Genomic DNA, 22,847 nt, shown 5'->3' on the forward strand with positions numbered 1-22,847 from the left:
CGTCCTCAGCCCTCCAGCGCCTCGGCGCCGACCGGATCACGGTAGGCGCCGAGCGTTGCGATCAGCGCGACGACGACGACAAGGGCGATGGCCGAGGCCAGCAGCGCGAAGTGGTAGCTGCCGGTCACGTCGACCGACCAGCCGAACGCGGCCGGGCCGAACGCGGCGCCAAAGCTGAACATGCCCAGCACCACGCCATAAGTCGCCCCGTAATTGCGCAGGTGCGCATAGCGCCCGGTGAAGTAGGCGAGCATGTCGACCTCGGCGCCCGCAGCCAGGCCCAGCATGAGCGCGGCGGCCGTCACCGGCCCGCCAAAGGCGAGCAGCAAGGCGGCCACCACCGGCGAGAGCAGGAACAGCGCGGCCACGAACGGCGCGTGGAAACGGTCGAAGAGGTAGCCCACGATCACGCGCGCGAAGATCACGGCAATGCCGATCTTGGCGGCGACCTGCGCAGCTTCGGCGGCGGGCATGCCCCGGTCCACCACCATGGGCACCAGATGGACGATGAGCCCGGCGACAAAGAAGCCGAGGAGCACGGCAATGCCCACGATGGTCAGCGTCTGGCGGTTGACCTCGAAGCGGCCGCGCACCCTGGGCTCGGCGCTGGCTGCCGGAGCCGGAGCCTTTTTCTCGCGCGGCATGAGCAGGCTCACCGGAAGGCCCACGACAAGGATCGTGGCGGCCATGGCGAGCGCGGCGCTGCGCCAGCCGCTCGAGGCAAAGATCGGCCCCAGCAGCGCAGGCGCCAGGAAGGCGGCGAGCCCCGAGCCCATCAGCATGAGCCCGAGCGCCAGTCCGCGCCCGGCATCGAACTTCGCCGAGACCGCCCGCGCCCAGATCGCGGGCGTCGTGCCGCAACCGGCAAGGCTGACGAGGAGCCACAGCCCCCACCACATCGCCACCGAATCCCCGGCCCTCGAAAGGAGCACGAAGCCGATGGGCGCCGCGATGTAGCTGGCGATCGCGATCATGCGCACGCCATAGCGGTCCGCGAGGCGCCCGACGATCGGCGCGGAGAGGAAGATGCCCAATTGCTCGAAGGTCGCCGCGCCCGAAGCCGCCGCGCGGCTCCAGCCGAACTCCTCCTGCACCGGCGTGACGAAAAGACCCAGGGCATAGAAGCCGATGCCCATCATGCCCACGCCAATGGCCAGCCCTGCGGCCAGCACGGTCAGCCAGTTTTCTGCAAATTCGCGCCGCACGGCGCCGGAAAGGGAACCACTCATCCCGGCACCTTGTCGCAGCGCAGCATCAAGGGCAAGCGCTCCCTGCCCGCGCTGCTCGCTGGGCGGTCAGGGGCCGGTTGGTCGGGAGACGGGCGCCCCCGCCTCAGACCCGCTCGGCCTGTCCGGCCTCTTCCAGCGCGCCCTCGTTGCAGGCAAGCTCGCACACGCATTCGTAGAGAAGCCGCGTTCCGCGCTCGCAATCGACCCAGTGCGTCCATTCATCGGGCGCGTGGCTCACGCCCTTTACAGACGGCACGAAGAACAGCCCCGCGCGCGAATGCTCGCAGAAGAACTGCACGTCGTGGCCTGCGCCCGAGGGCATGATCTTGTAGCTGTAGCCCAACTCCTTCGTCTTGCCCTCGATCAGCGAGATGAGCCCCGTGTCGCAATAGGCCGGGCCAGCCAGGACATCTGTTCGTATTCGAAGTGGAGCTTGTTGCGCCGCGCGATGGCGGCCAGCACCCGCTCGCACGCGCTGGCCAGGGCCTTCATCTTCTCGTGGTCGAGGTCGCGCCCGACGATGGTGAAATCGACCTCACCCGGCACCGTGTGCGGGAAGCCGGGCTTGCAGTTGACATGGCCGATGGTGATGCGGCTCTTGCCGGTGCCCTCCTCCTCGATGATGCGCGGGATCTCGTGGGCGAAATCGGCCATGCCCATGAGCGCATCGGCGCGCATGTTCATCGGCGCGGTCCCGGCGTGGTCGGCCTTGCCGATGAGGCGCACCATCCACTTGAAGACGCCGGAAATTCCTTCGACGATGCCGATGGTGGTCTTCTCGGTATCAAGGACGGGCCCCTGCTCGACATGAAGTTCAAGGTAGGCCCGGATCGTCTCGGGCGGGCGGTAGGCGTGCATTGCGCGGGAAGGATCGAGCCCGGCCTCGCGCATGGCATCGACCAGTTTGACGCCGCGCTCGTCCGCCGCGGCATCGAGCCATTCGCGGGTCAGGTGCCCGGTCATGGCCTGCGCGCCGAGCATGCCCCCGAAGCGCCCCTCCTCCTCGGCGGTCGCGATGACCTCGACCGGATAGAGCGGCTCGATCCCGTTCGCCTTCATCGTGCGCACCACCTCGAGCCCGGCAACGACGCCCAGCACCCCGTCGAACATGCCGCTCGCGGGCACGGAATCGGTGTGCGAGGCGATGATGACGGCGGGCACGTCCTCGCCCCGTCCGGCCGGATCGAAGCGGCCGATGACATTGCCCGCGCCGTCCATGCGGTGGCTCATGCCCAATTCCGCAAAGCGCGCACGCAGCCATTCGCGCACGGCCATGTCCTCGGGGCTGAAGCCCTGTCGGTAGACGCCCCCGTCCGCTTCATTGAAGCCGAAACGCGAAATGGCGGTGATGTCCCGCTCGATCCTCTAGATGCTGACGCTGGGCACGTGCGTCTCCCTTGTCCGGTATGTGCGGCGCGGATTCCCCACGCTCTGTTGGCGGGGAGACTAGACGCCACCACGGGGACGGGGCAAGCCGGGGAAACTGCAGCGCAGGCACCCGGCCTGCGGGTGCCTCAGCTCTGGACGTAGGAGAGTGCGGTCTCGTTCAGCGAGATAGGTTCGAGCTGCATGAACGGCACGACGGGTTCGAGCTGGTACTCGATGGCGATCTTGTCGAACTGCGCGCCATCGCTGATGCCCCGCTCCAGAGCAATGCGCACGATGCCATCCTCGTTGAGGCCAGCCATTTCCTTGCGCACCTTGTCGGAGACCTGACGCTCGGTCGCGTCGGGATGGACGTTGGCGTAGCGCACGCCCTCGCCCGCCGCATGACGGATCGCGCCCGTGGCCTGAAGCACGAGCGCAAACTGCAGGATACCGATCATGAGCGCGGCCGCCACCGGCATGGCGAGGGCGAACTCGATCACCGAGGCGCCTTCACGGTTCGCGGCGAGGCGCTTCAAGCGGTGCAGGATCTTCACTGAATGCGCTCCAGACTGGTGCCTTCAAGGGTAATCGTCGAGCCCAGGACCTGCGAACCGAACAGGCTTGCAAGCTTGGACCAGTCGAACTGCATCTCGATCGTCTTCCTGATCGAGACCTCGACATAGCGCGCCGATTCCTCGCCCGCCGCGCAGTAGGAATCGAACTGGTCCTTGCGAACCCCGTCGCATTCCAGAAAGAGGTCGGCGGTCACCTGCCCGGCCTCGACATCGGCCGCGGCCATAGCCTCGGTGACGATATAGCTTGTGTCCGAACTCTGCGGACGCTTGGCGAGCACGAAGTCGGTGGTGCGCTGCGCGGCCAGCTCGACATCGATGCGCGCGACGACGAAGCGCGAGACCTCGACCATGCCCGCCAGGACCATGAGCAGCAGCGGCAGGACCAGCGCCAGCTCGATCACGCTCGCCCCGCGCCGGTCATGGCGCAGCGCGGCCAGAGCCTGACGCAGGCGGACCATCCTCATTCGACCACCTTCACGACCGGGGCCGACAGATCGAGGTTGGCGTAGTCGACCGTGCAGTTGTTGTTGAGCGAGGAGGTGCCTGCAAAGGTCACGTGGTTCGCGATCAGGAGCAGACACTCGGCCGACTGGCCCGAGTTGCCGGTGAAGCGCACATCGCCGTTCGGCATGTAGATGACACCGGTGAGGTCCAGCTCGCTGCCGCCAGCAAAGTTGCTCTCGCTGCTGGACCCGAGCGGGTCCTGGAAGAAGAGGACGTTCTTCCAGGTCGGGCTCTGCGCGGCGCTGGGCGCGGTCAGTTCCATCGTCGCGCCGCCCGTGATCTTGACGAAGGCCGCGTTGCCCGGGCCGCCCCCGGTCAGCACGAAGGTCACGCCGTCGCCGCGGACCGTTGCCGAACTCGCGACGTCGAGGCTGCCGCCATCGATGATGTAGGTGCCGGGCGAAAGGGTCGTGTTGCCCTTCAGCGTCATGCCGTTGCAGTAGCGCCCCGGCGAAAGGGTCACAACGTCATGCGGATTGTTGGAATACTTGGTGCTGGTGCAGCCTTCCGGTTCACTGGGAACCTGAAGATCACGGCCCGCCAGCGGGTCCTGGATCGGCAGGCCATAGGGCTGGAGTACCGCATCTTCGGGAATGTTGCGCGAGCTGGCATCGATGCCGCCCACCGCGTGGAAGGTCGGCGCGTTGATCCAGCTGGTCCCGGTCAGGTCGATCGCGGCCTGGATGCCCGAGTTCGCGCCGACACCGCAGCCCAAGTTGACGTCGGCGGTACCCACCGCGCGCACGCCCATACCGGTCGGGGCCAGCGCAATCACGCAATATTCGCCCTCATCGGTGCGCGTGGCGACCGCGCGCGCACGGATCGTCGGCGCCACGTCGAGGAATACGCTGGAGAACGGCAGCCGCTGGCTGGTCGTCGCAATGACCTCCACCGCGCCCGTATCGCCGGTATAGGCACCCGAGTACGGCGGACTGCTGACCCGCTCGATGAGGACGTTGAGCGTGTTGTCCGTGTTACGCCCGATTTCCTTGCGGGCACCCGGTTCTGCGCCTTCGGCCTGCAGCATGCTCAGCGCGCCAGCACGCGCACCGGCATCGACGGCCTGCTGCAGCTGACGCTTCCACAGGTACCACTGCGCGGTATCGACCGCGAGACCTGCCGCGCCGATCAGGGTCACGAAGCCGATGCCGGTGAAAGTAAGAATACTTCCCGAGCGATCAGAACGCAGGCGGGTCAGGAATGCCGGGTAAGGCATGGCGGTTCGCGGCTTTCGACTGTTGCAATCGAAATCACCCAAGCGCCTGCAAAGATAAGATCTTCAAAACTTACTTGGTTAATTTTGCAGAAACCATCCCATTGCGCCGGTGCAGCTTGCGGATTTCCATGTTTTAACCCCGACCCGCCCTAACGCGGCAAAGTCCGACCGGGTTCCCACCCGGCCGGACATTTTTGAACAAGGGCGGACGATTCGCCCCGCCAGGGATCAGCCGATCGTCGTGGGACGATAGGGCCCCTCGGACGATCCCGTCGGCTCCGCGCCGTCGTTGTCGGCCGCCTGCGGAGCGGCCGGGACCGGCATCACGCCTGCGCCCTGAACCATGTTCGACAGCGTCGAGCCATCAAGGCCCAGTTCCTTCATCAAGCCGTCGATCATCGGCGCCTGCGCGCGGTAGGCGAGCGCGGCGCTGACCGCGTCGCTGGCGAGGTTACCCGAGCCGCCCACCGGAGCCCCGGCTCCGCCGACAGCGCCGGCGCCCCCCTTCGGGGTAAGGCCGTCGACCTGGACGATCTTGATCGAGTCGATCGCTTCGAGCGGCTTGGCGCTCTCACGCACGACCTCGGGCAGGACCTTCAGAAGCGCCATCTTCATCTGGAGCGAGATCTGCTCCGAGGAGAGGATGTTCGCCGCCTCGTTGATCGCACGCTGGCCCGCCGCTTCGACCTCCATGCGCACGCGCGCCGCTTCGGCCTTGAGCTTCTCGGCTTCCGCCTCACCCTCGGCCTCGCGGCGTACCGCTTCGGCCCGGTTGAACGCGGCTTCCTTCTCGGCCTCGGCCTCCACCTTGATGGCGATGGCCTGGCGCTCGGCTTCCTTGGCCGCCTCGATCAGCTCGATCCTCTTGAGACGCTCGGCCACTTCGGTTTCGCGGCTGGTCGTGACCTGCTCCTCGGCGGCGACCGCCTTGGCGCGGGCCTCGTCGGCCTGGCTCTTGGCCTGGCTTTCCTCGCGGCTCTTGTTCTGGATCGCGATCTGCTGCTCCTGGCGGGCGAGTTCGACCGCCTGGGCCTGCGCGATCCGCGCCTCCTCGATGGAGCGGTCGGCCTCGATCTGGCGGGCATCGACCTGCTGCTTGGCCTCGATCCGGGCTTCATCCGATTCCCGGGTCCGCTTGGCCTGCTCGCGGGCGATTTCCGCCATCTGCTCGGCGCGGCGCATTTCCACCTCGCGCTCCTGCTCGAGGCGCGCGAACTCGTTGTCGCGCTGGATGGTGAGCGACTGGCGGTCGGCCTCCAGGTTCTTGGTCTCCATCTGGACACGGGTGTCCTGCTCGATGTCGTTGCGCGTCTTCTTGCGCAGCTCGATCTGCTCGGTCAGCTTGGTGAGACCTTCGGCGTCGAACGCGTTGTTGGCGTTGAAGTGCTCGATCGAGGTCTGGTCGAGCCCGGTCAGCGAGACCGATTCCAGCTCCAGACCGTTCATCGCAAGGTCCGAGGAGGACACCTGCTGCACTTTCTGCACGAAGTCGGCGCGCTGCTCGTGCAGCTGGTTCATCGACATGCCCGCCGCGACCGAGCGCAGCGCGTCGACGAACTTGCCCTCGACCAGGTCCTTCAAGGCTTCGGGGTGCATGGTACGCGCGCCCAGCGTCTGCGCGGCCATGGCAATGGCGCCGGCATCCGGGCGGACACGCACGTAGAACTCGGCCTTCACGTCGATGCGCAGGCGGTCGAGCGTGATGAGCGCATCCCCGTTCTTGCGCTCCACGGCCAGGCGCACGGTGTTCATGTTGACCGGCATGGTCTCGTGGAAGACCGGCAGCACCAAGGCGCCGCCGTTCATCACGACACGCTCGCCCCCCACGCCCGTACGCACGAACGCGATTTCCTTGCTTGCCCGCTTGTACAGGCGCGCCATCACGATGCCGATCGCCATAAGCGCCACGACAACCGCACCGACCAACACGGCGATGCTGTAAAGCCCCGTCATTTCACTCTCTCCTTGAGCGGGATGCAGCGGATGGCCCAATGCCCCGCTCTTGAACTCATCCCAACTCAACCGCGCACGCGAAGACGCGGCTGAGCTCAAATGACTTCAATTTCGCATGCCTGCCAAGGCTATGTGGATAAAACGCGGACCTTGGAAAGTTGCGCAAAGTGCGCCAGGTCCGGTTCTTCAAGTGGCGTCGGCATCAAGCCCCTTCAAAGGCGATGCACATAGTCCAAACTCCTGGAAACAACGCTGCGGACAGCCCTTCGCCCCGCTCTGACAATTCATTGTTTCCGTTGCGACTTACATAGCGAAATCGCGATATGCTGCCTAGGAAAACCGGATTGTTGCGAGTTGATTGCAGGTAGTCCCCTGCCCTGCGCTCATCCCAGCCGGGGCAGGTAGTGGTCGCCGCGGGCGATGGCCTTGAACAGGTCGCCCTCGCGCCGCACGATGAGGACGCGCTCGCCGGTGACGAACGTCTGCCCGGCGTTGTCGGGTTCGAGCATGACGTGGTGGACCTGCCCGAAATGGTCGAGGACCTTCGCCCGCGCGGGCGAGCCGGGCTTGGCGGTGCCGACCACGATCTCGCCTTCGCGCCCGACCAGCGCGGATCGGTCGATCGCCGAAGTCTCGTCGCGGGGCAGCAGGCGCGCCAGCGGGCGCGAGAGCCCGCCCGTCAGCGGCAGCGCGGCGAGGCCTGTTGCAGGGCCGACCAGCCAGGGCGTCCAGGCCGTTCCCGTCAGCCCCGCCAGCAGTTCCTGCGCACACAGGCCAAGGATCCCGAAGACACTGAGCAGCACGGTCAGCCAGACCATGAAAGGCACGCGCCCGAGACCCACCAGCGAGAGGAGGCCGGAATCAAGATCGATGTCCGCGTCCGCGTCGCCCTCCAGCGCATCGGCAAGGCCGAAGACCTGCACGATTGCGAGGACAAGGACGACACCCAGCGCGGCCGAGAACGGCAGGTTCTCGCCCGCCGTCAGGAAGTCCAGCATCAGCCGGGATCCCTTGCGTCGATGTACTTGGTTTCGAGGAAACGGTTGCGCGTGGCCAGCGCGTCGACGTCGTTGCGCGAGAGGTCCTCGCTCATCGCCTCGATCTCATCGGAGATAACGCAGAGCCCATCGACCAGCTGCTCGTTGGGCGACAGGCCCGAGGTGCCGGGCCTGGCGCGCAGCGAGGGCGGAATGCGGGTGTAGCTGTCGACCAGGCTGGGCAGGTGCTCGGAGAGAAGCTTGCGCACCTCGCGCGCGGCGGGCCCGGTCTCCTCCATGTTGGCAAGCTGGGGCGCGAGCTGTTCCAGGTGCACGCCGATCATGTCGATGGCATCGACCGCCGCGTTGGGGAGCGCGCGGCGCTTGCCCTCCAGCCAGATCTCGGTCGAGCCCGCCAGTTCAGCGAGCTCGGTCCCCTGTAGATCGCCCGCGCGCGTGCGCGGCGCGGACGGGTAGATCGCGAGCAGGCAGAAGACGACGAAAGCGAGCAGCGTCACCAGCACCGTGGTCGCAAAGGTCAGGCCGCCCAGGATCAGCGCGGTCGTCAGTGCGGCCACGAAGATCGCGCCCACGGCCAGCACCGCGCGGCGCAGGCGGCGCAGGCGAAAAGCCCAGCGCTCCTTCTTCGCGGTGTAGAGACGCGCGGCGCGCTGGCGGCGCGCGGCCCGGACGATCTCCTTTGAAACCCGGCGCGCGGGCACCTGTGCCATGTCTCTCGTTCTCTCCTGCTGTCGTTACATGAAGCCCCCTGCGGAGGCCACCCGGCCTTACTTCTCGTCGAGCGCTTCCAGAAGGTTCTGCGCGGCCTTGGTATCGCCTTCGGCCAGCCCCTCGCTCTGTCCCTGCGCGCGGGCGATATAGGCCTTGGACCGGTCGATCTCGCCTTCGAGCGAGGTCACCGTCTGCTTCATGGAATCGAGCGCCTTGACCTTGAAGGTGTCGATCGAGTCCATCGTGTCGTAGATGTTCTGGAAGGCGCGGCTCAGCGTCTCGAGCGGAATGGTCGCGCTCGCGGCCTGCTCGTGGATGCGCGCGGTGTTGTCCTTCATCATCTGGCCGGTGCCCTCGATGATATTGGCGGTCGTGGTGTTGAGCGCGGTGATCTGGTCGAGCACGAGCTTCTGGTTGGCCATCGCCTGCGCCACGGTGACCGCGGTGCGCAGCGCCCCCACCGTCGTGGTCGAGGCGCGGTCGACGCCCTTGATGAGTTCGACGTTGTTCTTCTTCACAAGGTCGAGCGCAAGGTAGCCCTGCACCGAGACCGCCATCTGCGTAAGCAGGTCCTGCGTGCGCTGACGCACGTAGAACAGCGCGCTCTCGCGCACGGCCTTGGCCTTGGCGGGATCGCTGTGGTCGAGATCGGCGGCCTTGTCCTCGAGCGCGGTGTCGAGAGCCTTCGACATCCAGATCATCTGTTCCAGCTTGCCGAGCGAGACCCACAGGTTCTGACGCTCAACATCGATGGCCGCGTTGTCCATCAGGAGCTCGTCCTTGCCGTTCTGCAAACGGGTCAGGATTGCCGAAATGTGGCCCTGCGCGCTCTGGTAGCCGTCGAAATAGTCGCGCAGCTTCGATCCGAAGGGAATGATCCCGAAGAACTTGCGCTTGGAGAGCAGATCGCCCTTGGTCGAGGGATCGAGGTCCTCGACCGTCTTCCTCAGCTCGGCAAGGTCTGCGCCCACGCCGCTGTCGCGGTCCATCGCGCGGATCGGGCGGTCGAGGAAGCGGTTGGAATGCCCGGCCGCCTCGGAGATCTCCTTGCGGCCCATGTTGGTGATCTGGTCGACGCGGCGGCCGAAATCGGGCGAACTGGCGTCCTGCGAGACAAGATCGGAGACGAATTCGTCCACGCGCACCTGCAGCTTGGACTTCTGCTCCTCGTTCACCGGCACGAGTCCGGCGGCCTTCTCGGCCTGCACGGTGGGCACGGGATCGGGCGGCGTCAGCTTGAGTTCGTCAGCCACAGCCGTGTCGGTCGTGCTCGCCATTCGTGAAAGTCCTTGTCCTGCATCTTACCCGGTATTGGACAGACAAGGTAGGTTTGGGCGCCCGTCTCTACAAGAAAAACCGGAAGCTGAGCGCCCTAGTCGTCGATGAAGGGGCCATGGCCGTCGACCTGCGTCATCAACATGGAATCGCCGCGCGCCACGACGCACAAGGTCAGCCCCGCCGCCTCGGCCCGGCGCACGGCCAGATTGGTCGGCGCCGAGATGGTGACGAGGAGCGCGCAGCCCGCGCGCACCGTCTTCTCGACCAGTTCGTAGGAACAGCGCGAGGTCATGACGATGAAGCCTGCGCCTGCGTCGCGCCCCTGCCGCGCCAGCGCCCCCACCAGCTTGTCGAGCGCGTTGTGGCGCCCGACATCCTCGCGCAGGAGGAGCACCTCGCCCTCGGGCGTGCAGAAGGCCGCCGCGTGGGTCGCGCGGGTGGCCTGGCCCAGCACCTGCCGTCCGCGCATCGCCTCCAGCGCCTTGCCCACCGCGGCGCGCGACAAGCGCAAGGTGGGCTCCAGCATGGGCAGCGGGCGCAGCGCAGTCTCGATCCCGTCCATCCCGCAGATGCCGCAGGAGCTGTCCCCGATCCGGCGACGCGCACGCTCCAGGACCGGGCCCAGACACTCGGACGGAAGACTGACCCGCGCCACCATGCCCTGCCCCCATGCGCCCTTGTCGACATGCGAAAGCGCAATCTCGCCGACCTGTTCGGCCCGCGCCAGTCCCTCGGCCATGAGGAACCCGGTCACGAAGTCCTCCAGGTCCAGGGGCGAGGCCATCATGACGGCAAAGGCGATGCCGTTGATCTCGATGGCAACGGGGCATTCGATGGCCAGAAGATGCTCTCTTGCGCCTTCCGAAATCGGCCCTTGTGTGTAATCCGCACGCACAAAAAGCGCCTCAAGCGCTCCGGGAACGCCGCCGCTCATGGCCACAGGCTCCCTGCCGCAGCGGTCAAAAAATGGCCGAAATGCATGGTTTCATCGCAATCTGCATACGCGTTTTCCACGGGCGAATCCCGCCCCGCGAGGCCCAACGTGCCAATTTGGCTTGCTTGGCGCTGTGGACTTACCCTAAACGGGCGCGCCAGATAAAGGGTCGATGGGCATGCCCCGCGGATTAAGATATGGCATTACCCGCATTCGCGGCGGCGTTTCCCACCCGACCGGACAAAGATTTTTCGCAAGAGATTGGTTGAACCCTACATGAGTTGGCTGAGCAAGGTCCGCAATTCGCTTTCGAGCCTGAACAAGCGTGACACCCCCGACAACCTCTGGATCAAGTGCCCGAGCTGCGGCGAGATGCTCTTCACCCAGGAGTTCGAGGCCAACCTCTCGGTGTGCCCGCGCTGCGAGCACCACGGGCGCATCACCGCCAAGGTCCGCTTCGAGCAGATCCTCGACGCCGGCTTCACGGTGCTGCCCACGCCCGAGGTGGAAGAGAACCCGCTGAACTTCCGCGACACCAAGAAGTACTCGGACCGCCTCAAGGCCGCCCGCGCGGCCAATCCCTATCCCGACGCGTTGACCAACGCCTTCGGCACGATCGAGGGCCACAAGGCCGTGCTCGGCGTCCAGGACTTCAAGTTCATGGGCGGCTCGATGGGCATGGCCGTGGGCGAGGCGTTCGTCGCGGGCGTCGAGAAGGCGATTGCGCAGAAGTGCGGCTACATCATCTGCACCGCGGCCGGCGGCGCGCGCATGCAGGAGGGTATCCTCTCGCTCATGCAGATGCCCAAGACCACGGTCGCCACGCGCCGTCTTGCGGCTGCGGGCCTCCCCTACATCGTCATCCTGACCGACCCCACCACCGGCGGCGTGACCGCGAGCTACGCGATGCTCGGCGACGTCCAGATCGCCGAGCCCGGCGCCCTCATCGGCTTTGCCGGGCAGCGCGTCATCCAGGACACGATCCGCGAAAAACTTCCCGACGGCTTCCAGCGCGCGGAATACCTCCACGACCACGGCATGGTCGACATGGTGGTGCACCGCAAGGACCTCAAAGGCACGCTGGCACAGCTCCTCGGATACCTTGAACGAAAGGAAGCCCAGTGAATATCGACAGCGCCCTTGTCCGCGAGCTTGCAGAGCTCCTTGCGGAAACCGGCCTCTCGGAAATCGAGGTGGAGGACGGTGAACGCAAGATCCGCGTCAGCCGCCAGATGATCCAGCAGATGAGCGCGACGCTCCCCCCGGTGGGCTATCCCGCCGAGGCGGCCGCAGTTCCTGCAGCACCGGCCGCAGCCGCCGCGCCCGCACCGGCGCCCGAAGCCCCCGTCGATGCGGTCAAGTCGCCGATGGTCGGCACCGCCTACATGTCGGCCGAGCCGGGCGCTGCGCCCTTCATCTCGGTCGGCCAGTCGGTCAAGGAAGGCGATGTCCTCCTCATCGTCGAGGCGATGAAGGTCATGAACCAGATCACCGCGCCCAAGTCGGGCACGATCAAGGCGATCCTCGTCGACAACCAGCAGCCGGTCGAATTCGACCAGCCGCTCGTGGTGATCGGCTGAGGTAGAGCGTTTCCATGGCCATTAAACGCCTCCTGATTGCCAACCGCGGCGAGATTGCGCTTCGCATCCACCGCGCCGCCCAGGAAATGGGCATCGAGACCGTCGCGGTGCACTCCACCGCCGACGCCGATGCCATGCATGTCCGCCTTGCCGACCATGCCGTGTGCATCGGTCCGCCGGCCGCCAAGGACAGCTACCTGAACGTCGCCGCGATCATCTCGGCCGCCGAGATCACCGATGCCGACGCGATCCACCCCGGCTACGGCTTCCTTTCGGAGAACGCCCGCTTCGCCGAAATCGTGGAAAGCCACGGCATCAAGTGGGTCGGCCCCAAGCCCGAGCACATCCGCACGATGGGCGACAAGGTCGAGGCCAAGCGCACCGCAGGGGCCCTGGGCCTGCCGCTGGTGCCCGGCTCGGACGGCGCGATCGAGGACTTCGACGAGGCGCGCAAGCTGGCCGCGGAAATCGGCTACCCGGTCATCATCAAGGCCGCCTCGGGCGGCGGTGGCCGCGGCATGAAGGTCGTGAACTCGGCCGAGGAACTGCAGAGCCAGATGGGCCAGGCCCGCTCGGAAGCGGCCGCCGCCTTCGGCGATGCAACCGTGTACATGGAAAAGTACCTCGGCAATCCGCGCCATATCGAGTTCCAGGTGTTCGGCGACGGCGAGGGCAATGCGGTCCATCTGGGCGAGCGGGACTGCTCGCTCCAGCGCCGCCACCAGAAGGTGCTCGAGGAAGCTCCCTCGCCCGTCATCACCCCCGAAGAGCGCGACCGCATGGGCGGTATCGTCTCCAAGGCGATGGCGGACATGGGCTACCGCGGCGCGGGCACGATCGAGTTCCTGTGGGAAAAGGGCGAGTTCTACTTCATCGAGATGAACACCCGTCTCCAGGTGGAACACCCCGTGACCGAGGCGATCACCGGCGTCGACCTGGTGCGCGAGCAGATCCGCATCGCCGATGGCCAGGCGCTCTCGTTCACGCAGGACGCGATCGAGTTCAAGGGCCACGCCATCGAGTGCCGTATCAACGCGGAAGATCCCTGGAACTTCACGCCTTCGCCCGGCAAGGTCTCGAACTACCACGCCGCAGGCGGCATGAACGTGCGCGTCGATAGCGGGCTCTACGCCGGCTATTCGATCCCACCCTACTACGATTCGATGATCGGCAAGCTGATCGTGTCGGGTCGCAGCCGCGCGGGCGCCATCATGCGCCTCAAGCGCGCGCTGGGCGAAATGGTGATCGAAGGTCCCAAGACCTCGATCCCGCTGCACCAGGCCCTGGTGGAGGACCCCGAGTTCAACGAGGGCGAATACACCATCAAGTGGCTCGAGGAGTGGCTGGCCAAGCGCGCCGGCTAAGCGAAAGCATGACCAAACCGATGAAATCCTACCTGGACTTCGAGAAGCCGATTGCTGAACTGGACACCCGCGTGGCCGAGCTGCGCGCGACCCAGGACGGCAGCAGCGACATTGACATCGAGGCCGAGATCGCCAAGCTCGCGGCCAAGAGCGAGGCCATGCTCGCCTCCACCTACGGCAAGCTGACGCCCTGGCAGAAGACCCAGGTCGCCCGCCACCCGCTGCGCCCGCACTTCGTCGACTACGTGGAGATGGCCTTCACCGACTTCGTGCCGCTGGGCGGGGACCGCCTCTATGGCGAGGATTGCGCGATCCTGGGCGGCTTTGCCCGCCTCAATGGCCAGCGCGTCATGCTCATCGGCCACGAAAAGGGCAACGACACGGCCAGCCGCGTCAAGCACAACTTCGGCATGGCCAAGCCCGAAGGCTACCGCAAGGCGATCCGCCTGATGGAGATGGCCTCCAAGTTCGGCCTGCCGGTCGTCACGCTTGTCGACACCGCAGGCGCCTTCCCCGGCATCGAGGCCGAGGAACGCGGCCAGGCCGAAGCCATTGCCCGCTCGACCGAGGCCTGCCTCGCGCTCGGCGTGCCGATGGTCGCGGCCATCGTCGGCGAAGGTGGCTCGGGCGGCGCGGTCGCGATTGCCGCGGCCAACAAGGTGCTCATGCTCGAGCATTCGGTCTACTCGGTGATTTCGCCCGAGGGCGCCTCCTCGATCCTGTGGCGCACGCCCGAGAAGGCCGCCGACGCCGCCACCGCGATGAAGGTAACGGCGCAGGACCTCCTCGAACTCAAGGTCATCGACGGCATCGTCGAGGAACCGCTGGGCGGCGCGCACCGCAACCCGGCCAAGACCGCCAAGGCGCTCGCCACGGCGATCGAGAAGGAACTTGCCAAGCTCGCGAAGCTCGGCGCCGAGGCGCTCGTGCGCCAGCGCGAGGAACGCTTCCTCGCCATCGGCTCGCTCTGAGAACGAACGTGACCTAAACCGCGTGCCCGGGCCGCTGCGCAAGCGCCCGGGCCGCGATTTCCAAGGCCCCTGTCGGCCCCGCATCGTCCCCCAGCGTCGGCAGCACGATCCGCTGCGCCAGAACGGCGGGCGTGGCATCCTCCAGATAGCCGCCCAGCAGATGCGGCACGTGGTCGATCGCACGTGCCAGCAGATGTCGCTGGCGATGGGTGACCCCTCCCCCCACGATGATCCGCTGCGGCGCCAGTGTCAGCAGCAGGTGGACGAGCAGTTCGGCAAGATCCTGCGCGATCACCTCCCAGCGCGGATCGTGCGCGGGCACTTCCCCCGGATGGCAGCCCAGGCGCGCAGCGAGCGCAGGCCCGCTCAGCAGCCCCTCCACGCAGTCCCCGTGAAAACGGCAGGCGCCCGCAAAACCGTCCCCGCGCGCCCGGCGCAGGCGCAAGTGGCCCAGTTCCGGGTGCAGGCTGCCATGGACCGGATGGCCCTCGACCAGCACGCCGCCCCCGATCCCTGTGCCAATGGTGACGTAGACAAGGCTGGAACAGCCCTTGCCTGCCCCATGCCGGTATTCGCCCAGCGCCGCACCGTTCACATCGGTATCAAGCCCGACCGGGCAGCCCAGCTCCTTCGCAAAGGGCGCGCGCACCTCCGCCCCGCTCCACCCCGGCTTGGGGGTTGCCAGCATGCATCCGAAATCGGTGGCGCGCGGTTCGAGACGGATCGGGCCGAAACTCGCGATCCCCAGCGCATCGAGCGCCCGCGTGCCTTGCCAACCGGACAGAACCTCAAGCGCCTCTTCCAGAGTGGTTTCAGGATCGCGGGTCGCGAACTCGACACGCTCGTCGATCCGTCCCGCCTGCCCGAGCACCACGACCGTCTTGGTCCCGCCCAACTCGATTCCCGCCAACCTGTGCACGCGCCTCTTCCTTCCCGAACCGCTCCGCCGCTCCCCAAAGTTGGCTCGTAATCGGAGCCAAACACGTAGGTGTACGGAGCCTCGCCCGCACCAGACCTTGGTAGGCAATAACGATTGTATCCATCGCACAGGCCGCGAGGGGAAGCAAAATGCGGGCAGGGCCACCACACGGGCCGGTCAAACAGTTTCAAAGGCCCGTGAGATCGCACGGCAGCGCGGTTGCCGAAGCGGTGACGGCGCTGGAAGGAAAGCGCCGTCTGTCGCTGGCGCGGATTGTCGAACTGAACCTGGGCTTCTTCGGCCTGCAACTGAGTTTCGGCCTGCTGGTCGCCAACACCTCGCCCATCTTCCGCAGCCTCGGCGCCGAAGAAAGCGAACTTCCGCTTCTGTGGATCGCGGGCCCCATGACCGGAATGCTCGTCCAGCCGCTCGTCGGCGCGCTCAGCGACCGAACCACCTCACGCTTTGGGCGGCGCACGCCCTTCCTTGCGGCGGGCAGCGTGCTCGCCGCGGCCAGCCTGGTTGCCATGCCGCTGGCCCCTGCGCTGTGGGTCGCGGTCGCCCTGCTCTGGGTGCTCGACACGGCCAACAACCTGGTGCTCGAACCCTACCGCGCGACCGTGGCGGACCGTCTGCCGCCCGACCAGCTGCCGCGCGGCTTTCTCGTCCAGAGCGCCTTCACCGGTGCCGCGCAGACGCTGGCCTACCTCCTGCCCTGGGCGCTCGCCACACTTATCGACCACCGGCTTGTCGATGCCAACGGCGTGCCACTGACCGTGCGCATCGCCTTTGGTGCCGGCGCGGTGATCACGCTCTCCACGATCCTCTACTCGCTGCTGCGCGTGCCTGAACCCAGCCTCTCCCCCAGCGAACGCGAGGCGCTGGTCCGCCTGCCCCGCCGCTCGCTCCTTGCGGAAATCTGGACGGCGCTGCGCACCATGCCCGCGCCCATGCGCCGCCTGGCGCTTCCCATGTTGTGCCAGTGGTACGCGATGTTCGTGTTCTGGCAGTTCTGGCTCGATACCATCGCGCGCCGCCTCCTGGGCACCCACGACCCGGCGTCGGACGCCTACCGCGAGGCGATCCTGCTCACCCAGCAGCTGGGCACGCTCTACAACGCCATCGCCTTTGTCGCCGCGCTCGCCCTGATCTCCCTCCTGCGGCGCTGGCCGATCCGCACGATCCATGCGACCTGCCTTGCCCTGAGCGGCCTTTCCATGCTCCTTCTGGCCCGGGCGGGATCGGTGACCTCGCTGGCGCTGGCCATGGTCGGCATCGGGATCGGCTGGGCCGCCCTCATGGGCAACAACCACGCCCTGCTCGCGCGTTGCCTGCCAGCGCACCGGATCGGCATCTACATGGGTCTGTTCAACCTCTTCATCGTGATCCCCATGCTCGCCGAGACCGTGACCATGCCCCTGCTCTACCGCCACCTGCTGGGCAGTGACCCATCGCAAGCGATTGTAATGGCAGGATTCATCATGATGACCGGGGGCTTGACCATTTTTCTGTCAGGGAAGCCCAGCGTTTCCGCCTTTTTGCGACAGAATCGCAAGAAATAGCCTCGCGTATCTATCCGACTGACCAATAGGGTGCTACAAATGCCCACGATGGTGGAAAAATTGAGGAACGAGGCCGAGGCGGATTCTTCCGAACTCGCCCTCACAGAAGAGATCGAGGTGCGCACTCTCGCCGACCTCGCTCGCCTGGCGGGCGTTTCGGCGGGCACGGTGTCGCGGGCCCTTGCCGGCAAGGCGCTGGTCAATGCCGAGACCCGCGAGCGGATCCAGGCGCTGGCCCGCAAGCACGGGTTCCGGCCCAACCAGATGGCCAGCAAGCTGCGCTCACGCCGCACCGGCGTCATCGGGGTGGTCATTCCCCTGGGGCACGACAAGCGCCAGCATATTTCGGACCCCTTCTTCCTGACTCTGCTGGGCGCCCTTGCCGACGAACTGACCGAGAGCGGCTACGATCTCATGCTCAGCCGCGCGATCCCCGACCAGACAAGCGACTGGCTGGAGCGCATGACCGGTTCGGGCATGGTCGATGGGGTCATCGTGATCGGCCAGTCCAACCAGTTCGAGACGATCGAGCGGGTGGCCCGCCACTACCCGGCGATGGTCGTCTGGGGCCATCACCGCGAAGGGCAGATCCACTGCTCGGTGGGCAGCGACAACTTCGAGGGGGGGCGCCTCGCCGCCGAGCACCTGATCAAGCGCGGTGCGCGTCGCCTTGCGTTCCTGGGCAGCACGGTCGGCATCGAGATCGCAAAGCGCTTCGAGGGCACGCTGGCCGCTGCGCGCGCAGCCGGCCTCACCGTCACCCACCTCCCGGTCCACATGGCCCACGAACAGGTCTTTGAGGAAGTCTCTTCCGCGCTCGGTTATGGTAGCGGTATCGAATTCGACGGCATCGTCGCCGCTTCGGACCTCATCGCGATGTCGGCCCTGCGCGTCCTGTTCGAGAACGGGCACCAGGTTCCCGCCGAGGTGCAGGTGATCGGCTTCGACGACCTCCCGCTCGCCGCGCAGACCTTCCCGCCGCTTTCCACCCTGCGCCAGGAAATCCAGACCGGCGCGCACCTCATGGTCGAAAAGCTCAAGGCACGGATCGCGGGCCAAGCGGCGCCAAGCGAGGTCATGGCCCCGACGCTCATCCTCCGGGATTCTACGCGTTAGTTTGTAACGCAAGTCCCAAAGTGCCATTTTCCGGCCGCGCTGCGATGGCGGCGTGTCTTCCCGGCATCGCTTCGCGGTAATCTCGCCCAGAAGCGCAGACCATGCCTTCCGGTGCCGGGCGCCCCACGCTAGACAGCGCCGAGCTGGCGCCGCTCCCGGTCAAGACCAACGGCGCACGGACCCCATGAGCAGGAATTGCCAAGACCCATGTTCGACGTCGCATGCTGATCGGGATTGACCTTGGGACGACCAACAGCGCGGCGGCGATCTGGCAGGAGGGAGCCGCCCGACTGATCCCGGCGAGCGCCGATGGCGCACTCCTGACCCCATCGGCGGTAAGCTGTGACGCAGCGGGCGCGACCTGGGTCGGGACGCCCGCGCGCGACCGCCGCGCGGCCCACCCCGCCGACACCGCCACCAGCTTCAAGCGCGCCATGGGCACGAACACCCTGTTCCACCTTGCCGGCCGCGAATTCCGGGCCGAAGACCTCTCCGCGCTGGTCCTGCGCGCGCTTGTCGAGGATATCGCTGCCGAGACCGGCACGCGCCCCACCGAGGCGGTCATCACCGTGCCCGCCTACTTCAACGATCGCCAGCGCAAGGCCACGCGCCAGGCGGGCGAGCTGGCCGGGCTCACCGTGCGCCGCCTGATCAATGAACCGACCGCCGCCGCGCTCGCCTTCGGCCTTCAGGACAAGGGCGACCGCGAGCCGTTCCTGGTCTTCGACCTGGGGGGCGGCACCTTCGATGTCTCCATTGTCGAGATGTTCGAGGGCATCGTCGAGGTCCGCGCCTCGGCGGGCGACAACCGCCTGGGCGGCGATGACTTCGACCGCGCGCTGATCGCGCTCACCGCCCCGCGCCTCGATCCCGAAGGCCGCCTTGCCGCGCTTCCCGAAACACGGCGCGAGGCGCTCCTTGCCCGCGCCGCCGAGCGCTGCCGCAAGGCCCTTTCCAGCGCCGTCGAGGCCGATTTCACCGTCACGCTCGATGGCGAGACGCAGCTCTCCGTCACGGTCGGACAGGACGAATTCGAAGCGGCCAGCGCGCCGCTCCTCGACCGGCTGCGCGATCCCATCGTGCGTGCGCTCCGCGACAGCGACATCGCCGCCCACGACCTCTCCGAGATCGTGCTCGTGGGCGGGGCCACCCGCATGCCCGCCGTGCGCAAGGCAATCACCCGCCTCTTTGGCCGTTTCCCCAACGCCGCCGTCCACCCCGACCACGCGGTAGCACTCGGCGCGGCGATCCAGGCGGGCCTGGCCGCACGCGATGCCGCGCTCGACGAAGTGCGCATCACCGACGTCTGTCCCTACACGCTGGGTGTCGAAGTGGCCGAGCCCAGCCCCCATGGCGGGCTCCAGAAGGGCCTGTTCTCCCCCATCATCGAGCGCAATACGCCCGTGCCTGTCAGCCGCGTGCAGTCCTACTCCACCTTGTCGGACGGGCAGAAGCAGATCGAGTTCGGCATCTACCAGGGCGAGGCGCGCGAGGTTGCGCGCAACATTCGCCTGGGCGAAATCCGCATTCCCGTGCCCGCGCGCCCGGCGGGCGAAGTCGATGTCGACGTGCGCTTTTCCTACGACAGTTCGGGACTTCTCGAAGTCGACCTGCACATCCCGCTTGACGACAGCCGCCACAACCTCGTCCTGCTGGATGAGGAAGACCGCGAGGGCCCCGAGAGCCTGGCCGCCCGGCGCGAGGCGCTGGCCGCGCTGAAGTTCCACCCCCGCGAGGACGCGGCCAACATGGCGCTCCTCGCGCGCGCCGAGCGCTGCTACGAAGACCATATCGGGCCTGTCCGCCAGAACCTGGGCCGCGCGATCACCCGGTTCACCGGGATCCTCGACACCCAGGAGCCTCGCCTCATCGCCGAGGCCAGGGAGCGCCTCAGCGCGCAGCTCGACGCCATCGAAGGCAGCGCCCCGCTATGAGCGAGACCTTTCCCTGGTCGGTGCTGGGCATCGCGCCGACCAGCGACCGCGCGGCGATCCGCAAGGCCTATGCCGCCGCCGTCAAGGCCATGGACATCGACGCCGAGGTCGAGGGCTACGCCCGCCTTCGCAGCGCGCGCGACCAGGCACTGGCCCTGGCCAGGGAGGCTCCGTCAGACGCCGTTTCCCCGCCGGTCTTGCACGACGTGCCCGAAGACGATGAGGATGCAGTGCCCGAGGACGAGGCCGCCTCCACGTCCAGCTCCGGGTTCTGGCCGCTGGCCGCCCCGCGCCTGCTGCGCCCGCTCGGTGAAGGCTCTGTCCGCACCGCGCCGCAGGTCCCCGAGCCTGCCCCCGGGCGTCCCTGCTTCGAGACGATCTTTCCCGATGCCCCCGCCGACACACCGATTGCCGCCACGCTGGAGCTTGGCCCCCACCAGAGCCTCGCCGCACCCACCCTGTCCGGATACGGCGAGATCGAGGCCGCGCTGGGTCTGATCCCGGGACAGACGGCCTGCGAACGGCTCGAGGCCGTGCTGACCGAAAGCGAGGATCCCGAACTGGCCGAGGCCGAACGCATCGTCGCGCTGCGCGCGCTGCAGGCCGCGATCGGCGAAGTCCGTTCGGAAGGGATCGACCGGCAGGAGCAGGTGGAAGACTGGCTGGCGGACCTTCTTGCCACCCACTGGCCACGCTCGGCTCCGCTGCTCGAAACGGCAACCCAGGCGTTCGCCTGGCACGAGGAGTGGCACCGCTTCGATGCCCGCCCCGCCGTGCGCTTCATCGGCGCGCGCCTTCGCGGAGCGCGATTCCGGGCGCGCGTGGAAGACCCCGGGCACCGCTACCACGCCGCCTGGCGTGAGCTGAACCGCAAGGGGCCCGCCGGCCCTTTCCGCTGGCTGCGGGCCTCGCGCGATGACGTGCAGTTCGTGCTTTCGGGCCTGCGCGCGAATTTCGCGCATCTGGAAGACGAACTGGACCCACGCCGGATCGCCTCGTGGAACCGTCCGGTGATCTGGCCGCGCGTGGTCCTGGGCCTGTGCTGGCTCGCGCTTCTGGCCAATCTCCTGGGCCTGTCCTGGCCCTTCGGCACCCCGGGCTACGAGCTGCCCGATGGCAGCCGGATCGAACTTGCCGAGGACGGTCCGGGGCCCACGCTCTTTGGCGAATACATCGAGAACGCGGTGGCCGAGAGCCTAGGGCGGGGGCATGACCTGGCCTGGCTCTGGGACCGCGACGCCGAACTGGCCCGGCGCATTGTCGCGCAAGTGCGCGCCAGCCTGGACAGCGGGGACGGTGCCGAGGGGGCCACCCGCGCGGCCGTCAACCTCGTGCGCGCGGCAACACACGCCAAGGGTCACACCCTTCGCGCAGAAGCCCGCGAGGCGGCCATGCGCCTGCGCCTCGACCAGTTGCGCGCCGCCCGCGAAATGGCCCCTGCCACCTGCCTCGCGCTGCTCCACGACGGGCAGTTGCCCGAACAGGCGTCGGCGTTTCCCGAGCCGCTGCGGGCGCGCGAACGGACCGCTGCCGCGCGCCTTGCCGAGACCCCGCTCCCGCTCGAGGACCCGGGCGAGGAGGACACCTCGGTTCCCATTCCAGGCGCTCTCATCGACGCGATCATTGCGCGCACGGGCCTGCCCGACGCGGCCGTGCGCGAGGCCCTTCAGAACGAGGGCGAGGATGCGCCCCGGTGCGACGTCGCGATTGCGCTGCTGGCGTCGGCACTCGACTGGGAGGGCGACCCCGCCACCCGCGAGGCGATCCTGCGCGCGCTCTGATCTCGCCCGAGGATCCGGGGCGGGGATCCGGGGCCACCCCAAGCCGCCGGAACACCTGTCGGGAACGCAGCGGGCCGTTTCCACGTTCCCTCTCCACAGCCGCGGCACGCGGCCGCAAGCGGGAGAGTGGACGTGACACCATCGCCGAGACCGCCGGAAGGGGAGCCCCCCCCGCGAGGCGCGCCCCTATGCGCTCTCGCTCGCGCTGCCCGCGACCTGCCTGCTCGCCCTTGCCGGAGCGGCCGTCTTCACCTTCCGCTCCAGCGCCACCGCGCAGGACCTGCCGCCCCCACCGCGTGAGGCAGGCCCGGTCCCCAGCGGCCTCCAGACCGCGGTCTTCGCTGGCGGCTGCTTCTGGGGCGTGGAAGCCGTATTCGAACATGTGAAAGGCGTGCGCACGGTCACCTCGGGCTATGCCGGAGGAGCCCGCGCGGACGCCAACTACCGCCGCGTCGCCAGCGAAAAGACCGGGCACGCCGAAGCCGTACGCATCGTCTACGACCCCGAGGAGGTGCGCTATGGCCAGCTCCTCCACGTCTTCTTTGCCGTCGCCCACGACCCCACGCAGCTCAACCGCCAGACGCCCGATGTCGGGCGCAGCTATCGCTCGGCGATCTTCCCCCAGACCCCGCTTCAGCGGCAGATGGCGCGCAGCTACATCGCCCAGCTCGACAGCGCGGGCACGTTCGGGCGCAAGATCGCCACGAAGCTGGAACAGGGGGCGTTCTACAAGGCCGAGGACGTCCACCAGGACTTTGCCCGCAAGAACCCGCGCAACGCCTATATCGTGCGCTGGGACAAGCCCAAGGTGGCCAGGCTCAAGCGCGAATTTCCCGCGCTCTACACGCGCTGAA

The 22,847-nt window shown here is 67.4% G+C and carries 21 protein-coding genes; 9 read left to right on the top strand and 12 right to left on the bottom strand.

Translation table 11 applies throughout. From position 1 onward, the window contains the following. Positions 1–5: 5 nt before the first annotated feature. The 11 genes from HT578_RS05615 to fdhD form a co-directional block, all read right to left on the bottom strand. Positions 6–1,229: an MFS transporter gene (locus HT578_RS05615; protein ID WP_213502590.1), complete on the bottom strand. Its 1,224-nt coding sequence runs from the start codon at positions 1,227–1,229 to the stop codon at positions 6–8. A gap of 103 nt (positions 1,230–1,332) precedes the next feature. Beyond that, on the bottom strand, positions 1,333–1,572 hold the full coding sequence (locus HT578_RS22145; protein WP_239026504.1) for a M20/M25/M40 family metallo-hydrolase: 240 nt from the start codon (positions 1,570–1,572) through the stop codon (positions 1,333–1,335). A gap of 20 nt (positions 1,573–1,592) precedes the next feature. Continuing rightward, entirely contained in the window at positions 1,593–2,591 is a 999-nt protein-coding gene (locus HT578_RS05620; RefSeq protein ID WP_338422182.1) for a Zn-dependent hydrolase, read from the bottom strand. A gap of 152 nt (positions 2,592–2,743) precedes the next feature. Beyond that, positions 2,744–3,151: a TadE/TadG family type IV pilus assembly protein gene (locus tag HT578_RS05625; protein ID WP_039392614.1), complete on the bottom strand. Its 408-nt coding sequence runs from the start codon at positions 3,149–3,151 to the stop codon at positions 2,744–2,746. After that, on the bottom strand, positions 3,148–3,636 hold the full coding sequence (locus HT578_RS05630; RefSeq protein ID WP_213502592.1) for a TadE/TadG family type IV pilus assembly protein: 489 nt from the start codon (positions 3,634–3,636) through the stop codon (positions 3,148–3,150). Before HT578_RS05630 ends, HT578_RS05625 begins: the two co-directional genes overlap by 4 nt. Further along, positions 3,633–4,892, bottom strand: coding sequence for a pilus assembly protein TadG-related protein (locus HT578_RS05635; protein WP_039392612.1), 1,260 nt, complete (start codon positions 4,890–4,892; stop codon positions 3,633–3,635). The genes HT578_RS05630 and HT578_RS05635 overlap by 4 nt, the downstream gene beginning before the upstream one ends. 228 nt (positions 4,893–5,120) lie before the next feature. Next, on the bottom strand, positions 5,121–6,791 hold the full coding sequence (locus HT578_RS05640) for a flotillin family protein (RefSeq protein ID WP_422394389.1): 1,671 nt from the start codon (positions 6,789–6,791) through the stop codon (positions 5,121–5,123). A 437-nt stretch (positions 6,792–7,228) separates the two neighbouring features. Continuing rightward, positions 7,229–7,843 (bottom strand): YqiJ family protein, encoded by a 615-nt coding sequence (locus tag HT578_RS05645; protein WP_213502596.1) that lies wholly within the window; start codon positions 7,841–7,843, stop codon positions 7,229–7,231. Beyond that, positions 7,843–8,553 carry a hypothetical protein gene (locus HT578_RS05650; protein WP_213502598.1) on the bottom strand — a complete coding sequence of 237 codons (711 nt, stop codon included), beginning with the start codon at positions 8,551–8,553 and terminating at the stop codon, positions 7,843–7,845. The genes HT578_RS05645 and HT578_RS05650 overlap by 1 nt, the downstream gene beginning before the upstream one ends. Positions 8,554–8,610: 57 nt before the next feature. Then, positions 8,611–9,831, bottom strand: a complete 1,221-nt coding sequence (locus HT578_RS05655; protein ID WP_213502600.1) for a toxic anion resistance protein — start codon at positions 9,829–9,831, stop codon at positions 8,611–8,613. Positions 9,832–9,926: 95 nt separating this feature from the next. Continuing rightward, a complete protein-coding gene (fdhD, locus tag HT578_RS05660) occupies positions 9,927–10,766 on the bottom strand; it encodes a formate dehydrogenase accessory sulfurtransferase FdhD (RefSeq protein ID WP_213502602.1) in 840 nt (279 codons plus the stop codon). A 276-nt stretch (positions 10,767–11,042) separates the two neighbouring features. Here fdhD and accD point away from each other — a divergent pair, with 276 nt between their 5' ends. The 4 genes from accD to HT578_RS05680 are packed head-to-tail and all read left to right on the top strand — an operon-like array spanning position 11,043 to position 14,681. Next, entirely contained in the window at positions 11,043–11,891 is an 849-nt protein-coding gene (gene accD, locus HT578_RS05665) for an acetyl-CoA carboxylase, carboxyltransferase subunit beta (RefSeq protein WP_213502604.1), read from the top strand. Beyond that, a complete protein-coding gene (gene accB, locus HT578_RS05670) occupies positions 11,888–12,346 on the top strand; it encodes an acetyl-CoA carboxylase biotin carboxyl carrier protein (protein ID WP_213502606.1) in 459 nt (152 codons plus the stop codon). The genes accD and accB overlap by 4 nt, the downstream gene beginning before the upstream one ends. A 14-nt stretch (positions 12,347–12,360) precedes the next feature. Beyond that, a complete protein-coding gene (accC, locus tag HT578_RS05675; RefSeq protein WP_213502608.1) occupies positions 12,361–13,710 on the top strand; it encodes an acetyl-CoA carboxylase biotin carboxylase subunit in 1,350 nt (449 codons plus the stop codon). Between the two features lie 20 nt (positions 13,711–13,730). Next, the gene (locus tag HT578_RS05680) at positions 13,731–14,681 is read left to right on the top strand and encodes an acetyl-CoA carboxylase carboxyltransferase subunit alpha (RefSeq protein ID WP_213504089.1); all 951 of its coding nucleotides are present in this window, start codon (positions 13,731–13,733) and stop codon (positions 14,679–14,681) included. Positions 14,682–14,694: 13 nt separating this feature from the next. Here HT578_RS05680 and HT578_RS05685 read toward each other — a convergent pair whose 3' ends face one another. Further along, a complete protein-coding gene (locus HT578_RS05685) occupies positions 14,695–15,600 on the bottom strand; it encodes an ROK family protein (RefSeq protein WP_213502610.1) in 906 nt (301 codons plus the stop codon). Between the two features lie 197 nt (positions 15,601–15,797). Between HT578_RS05685 and HT578_RS05690 the strand changes: the two genes are divergently transcribed. From HT578_RS05690 to msrA, 5 genes are all read left to right on the top strand, one after another. After that, the gene (locus HT578_RS05690) at positions 15,798–17,162 is read left to right on the top strand and encodes an MFS transporter (protein WP_239026505.1); all 1,365 of its coding nucleotides are present in this window, start codon (positions 15,798–15,800) and stop codon (positions 17,160–17,162) included. A 48-nt stretch (positions 17,163–17,210) separates the two neighbouring features. Beyond that, a complete protein-coding gene (locus HT578_RS05695; RefSeq protein WP_213504092.1) occupies positions 17,211–18,278 on the top strand; it encodes a LacI family DNA-binding transcriptional regulator in 1,068 nt (355 codons plus the stop codon). A gap of 221 nt (positions 18,279–18,499) precedes the next feature. Further along, a complete protein-coding gene (locus tag HT578_RS05700; protein WP_213502614.1) occupies positions 18,500–20,212 on the top strand; it encodes an Hsp70 family protein in 1,713 nt (570 codons plus the stop codon). Continuing rightward, entirely contained in the window at positions 20,209–21,993 is a 1,785-nt protein-coding gene (locus HT578_RS05705) for a hypothetical protein (protein WP_213502616.1), read from the top strand. The genes HT578_RS05700 and HT578_RS05705 overlap by 4 nt, the downstream gene beginning before the upstream one ends. 220 nt (positions 21,994–22,213) lie before the next feature. Continuing rightward, positions 22,214–22,846 (top strand): peptide-methionine (S)-S-oxide reductase MsrA, encoded by a 633-nt coding sequence (gene msrA, locus HT578_RS05710; protein ID WP_422394390.1) that lies wholly within the window; start codon positions 22,214–22,216, stop codon positions 22,844–22,846. Position 22,847: the final 1 nt, after the last annotated feature.

The organism is Novosphingobium decolorationis (genome assembly GCF_018417475.1).
In the GTDB taxonomy this organism is placed as follows: Bacteria; Pseudomonadota; Alphaproteobacteria; order Sphingomonadales; family Sphingomonadaceae; genus Novosphingobium; species Novosphingobium decolorationis.

Excerpts from the sequence above, each read along its gene's own strand:
- HT578_RS05680 (WP_213504089.1), top strand. The coding sequence starts at position 13,731 with ATGAAATCCTACCTGGACTTCGAGAAGCCGATTGCTGAACTGGACACC.
- HT578_RS05700 (WP_213502614.1), top strand. The coding sequence starts at position 18,500 with ATGCTGATCGGGATTGACCTTGGGACGACCAACAGCGCGGCGGCGATC.
- HT578_RS05640 (WP_422394389.1), bottom strand. The coding sequence starts at position 6,791 with ATGGCGATCGGCATCGTGATGGCGCGCCTGTACAAGCGGGCAAGCAAG.
- HT578_RS05695 (WP_213504092.1), top strand. The coding sequence starts at position 17,211 with ATGGTGGAAAAATTGAGGAACGAGGCCGAGGCGGATTCTTCCGAACTC.
- HT578_RS05630 (WP_213502592.1), bottom strand. The coding sequence starts at position 3,636 with ATGAGGATGGTCCGCCTGCGTCAGGCTCTGGCCGCGCTGCGCCATGAC.
- HT578_RS05655 (WP_213502600.1), bottom strand. The coding sequence starts at position 9,831 with ATGGCGAGCACGACCGACACGGCTGTGGCTGACGAACTCAAGCTGACG.
- accC (WP_213502608.1), top strand. The coding sequence starts at position 12,361 with ATGGCCATTAAACGCCTCCTGATTGCCAACCGCGGCGAGATTGCGCTT.
- HT578_RS05705 (WP_213502616.1), top strand. The coding sequence starts at position 20,209 with ATGAGCGAGACCTTTCCCTGGTCGGTGCTGGGCATCGCGCCGACCAGC.
- HT578_RS05645 (WP_213502596.1), bottom strand. The coding sequence starts at position 7,843 with ATGCTGGACTTCCTGACGGCGGGCGAGAACCTGCCGTTCTCGGCCGCG.
- fdhD (WP_213502602.1), bottom strand. The coding sequence starts at position 10,766 with ATGAGCGGCGGCGTTCCCGGAGCGCTTGAGGCGCTTTTTGTGCGTGCG.
- HT578_RS05650 (WP_213502598.1), bottom strand. The coding sequence starts at position 8,553 with ATGGCACAGGTGCCCGCGCGCCGGGTTTCAAAGGAGATCGTCCGGGCC.
- HT578_RS05615 (WP_213502590.1), bottom strand. The coding sequence starts at position 1,229 with ATGAGTGGTTCCCTTTCCGGCGCCGTGCGGCGCGAATTTGCAGAAAAC.
- HT578_RS05635 (WP_039392612.1), bottom strand. The coding sequence starts at position 4,892 with ATGCCTTACCCGGCATTCCTGACCCGCCTGCGTTCTGATCGCTCGGGA.
- accD (WP_213502604.1), top strand. The coding sequence starts at position 11,043 with ATGAGTTGGCTGAGCAAGGTCCGCAATTCGCTTTCGAGCCTGAACAAG.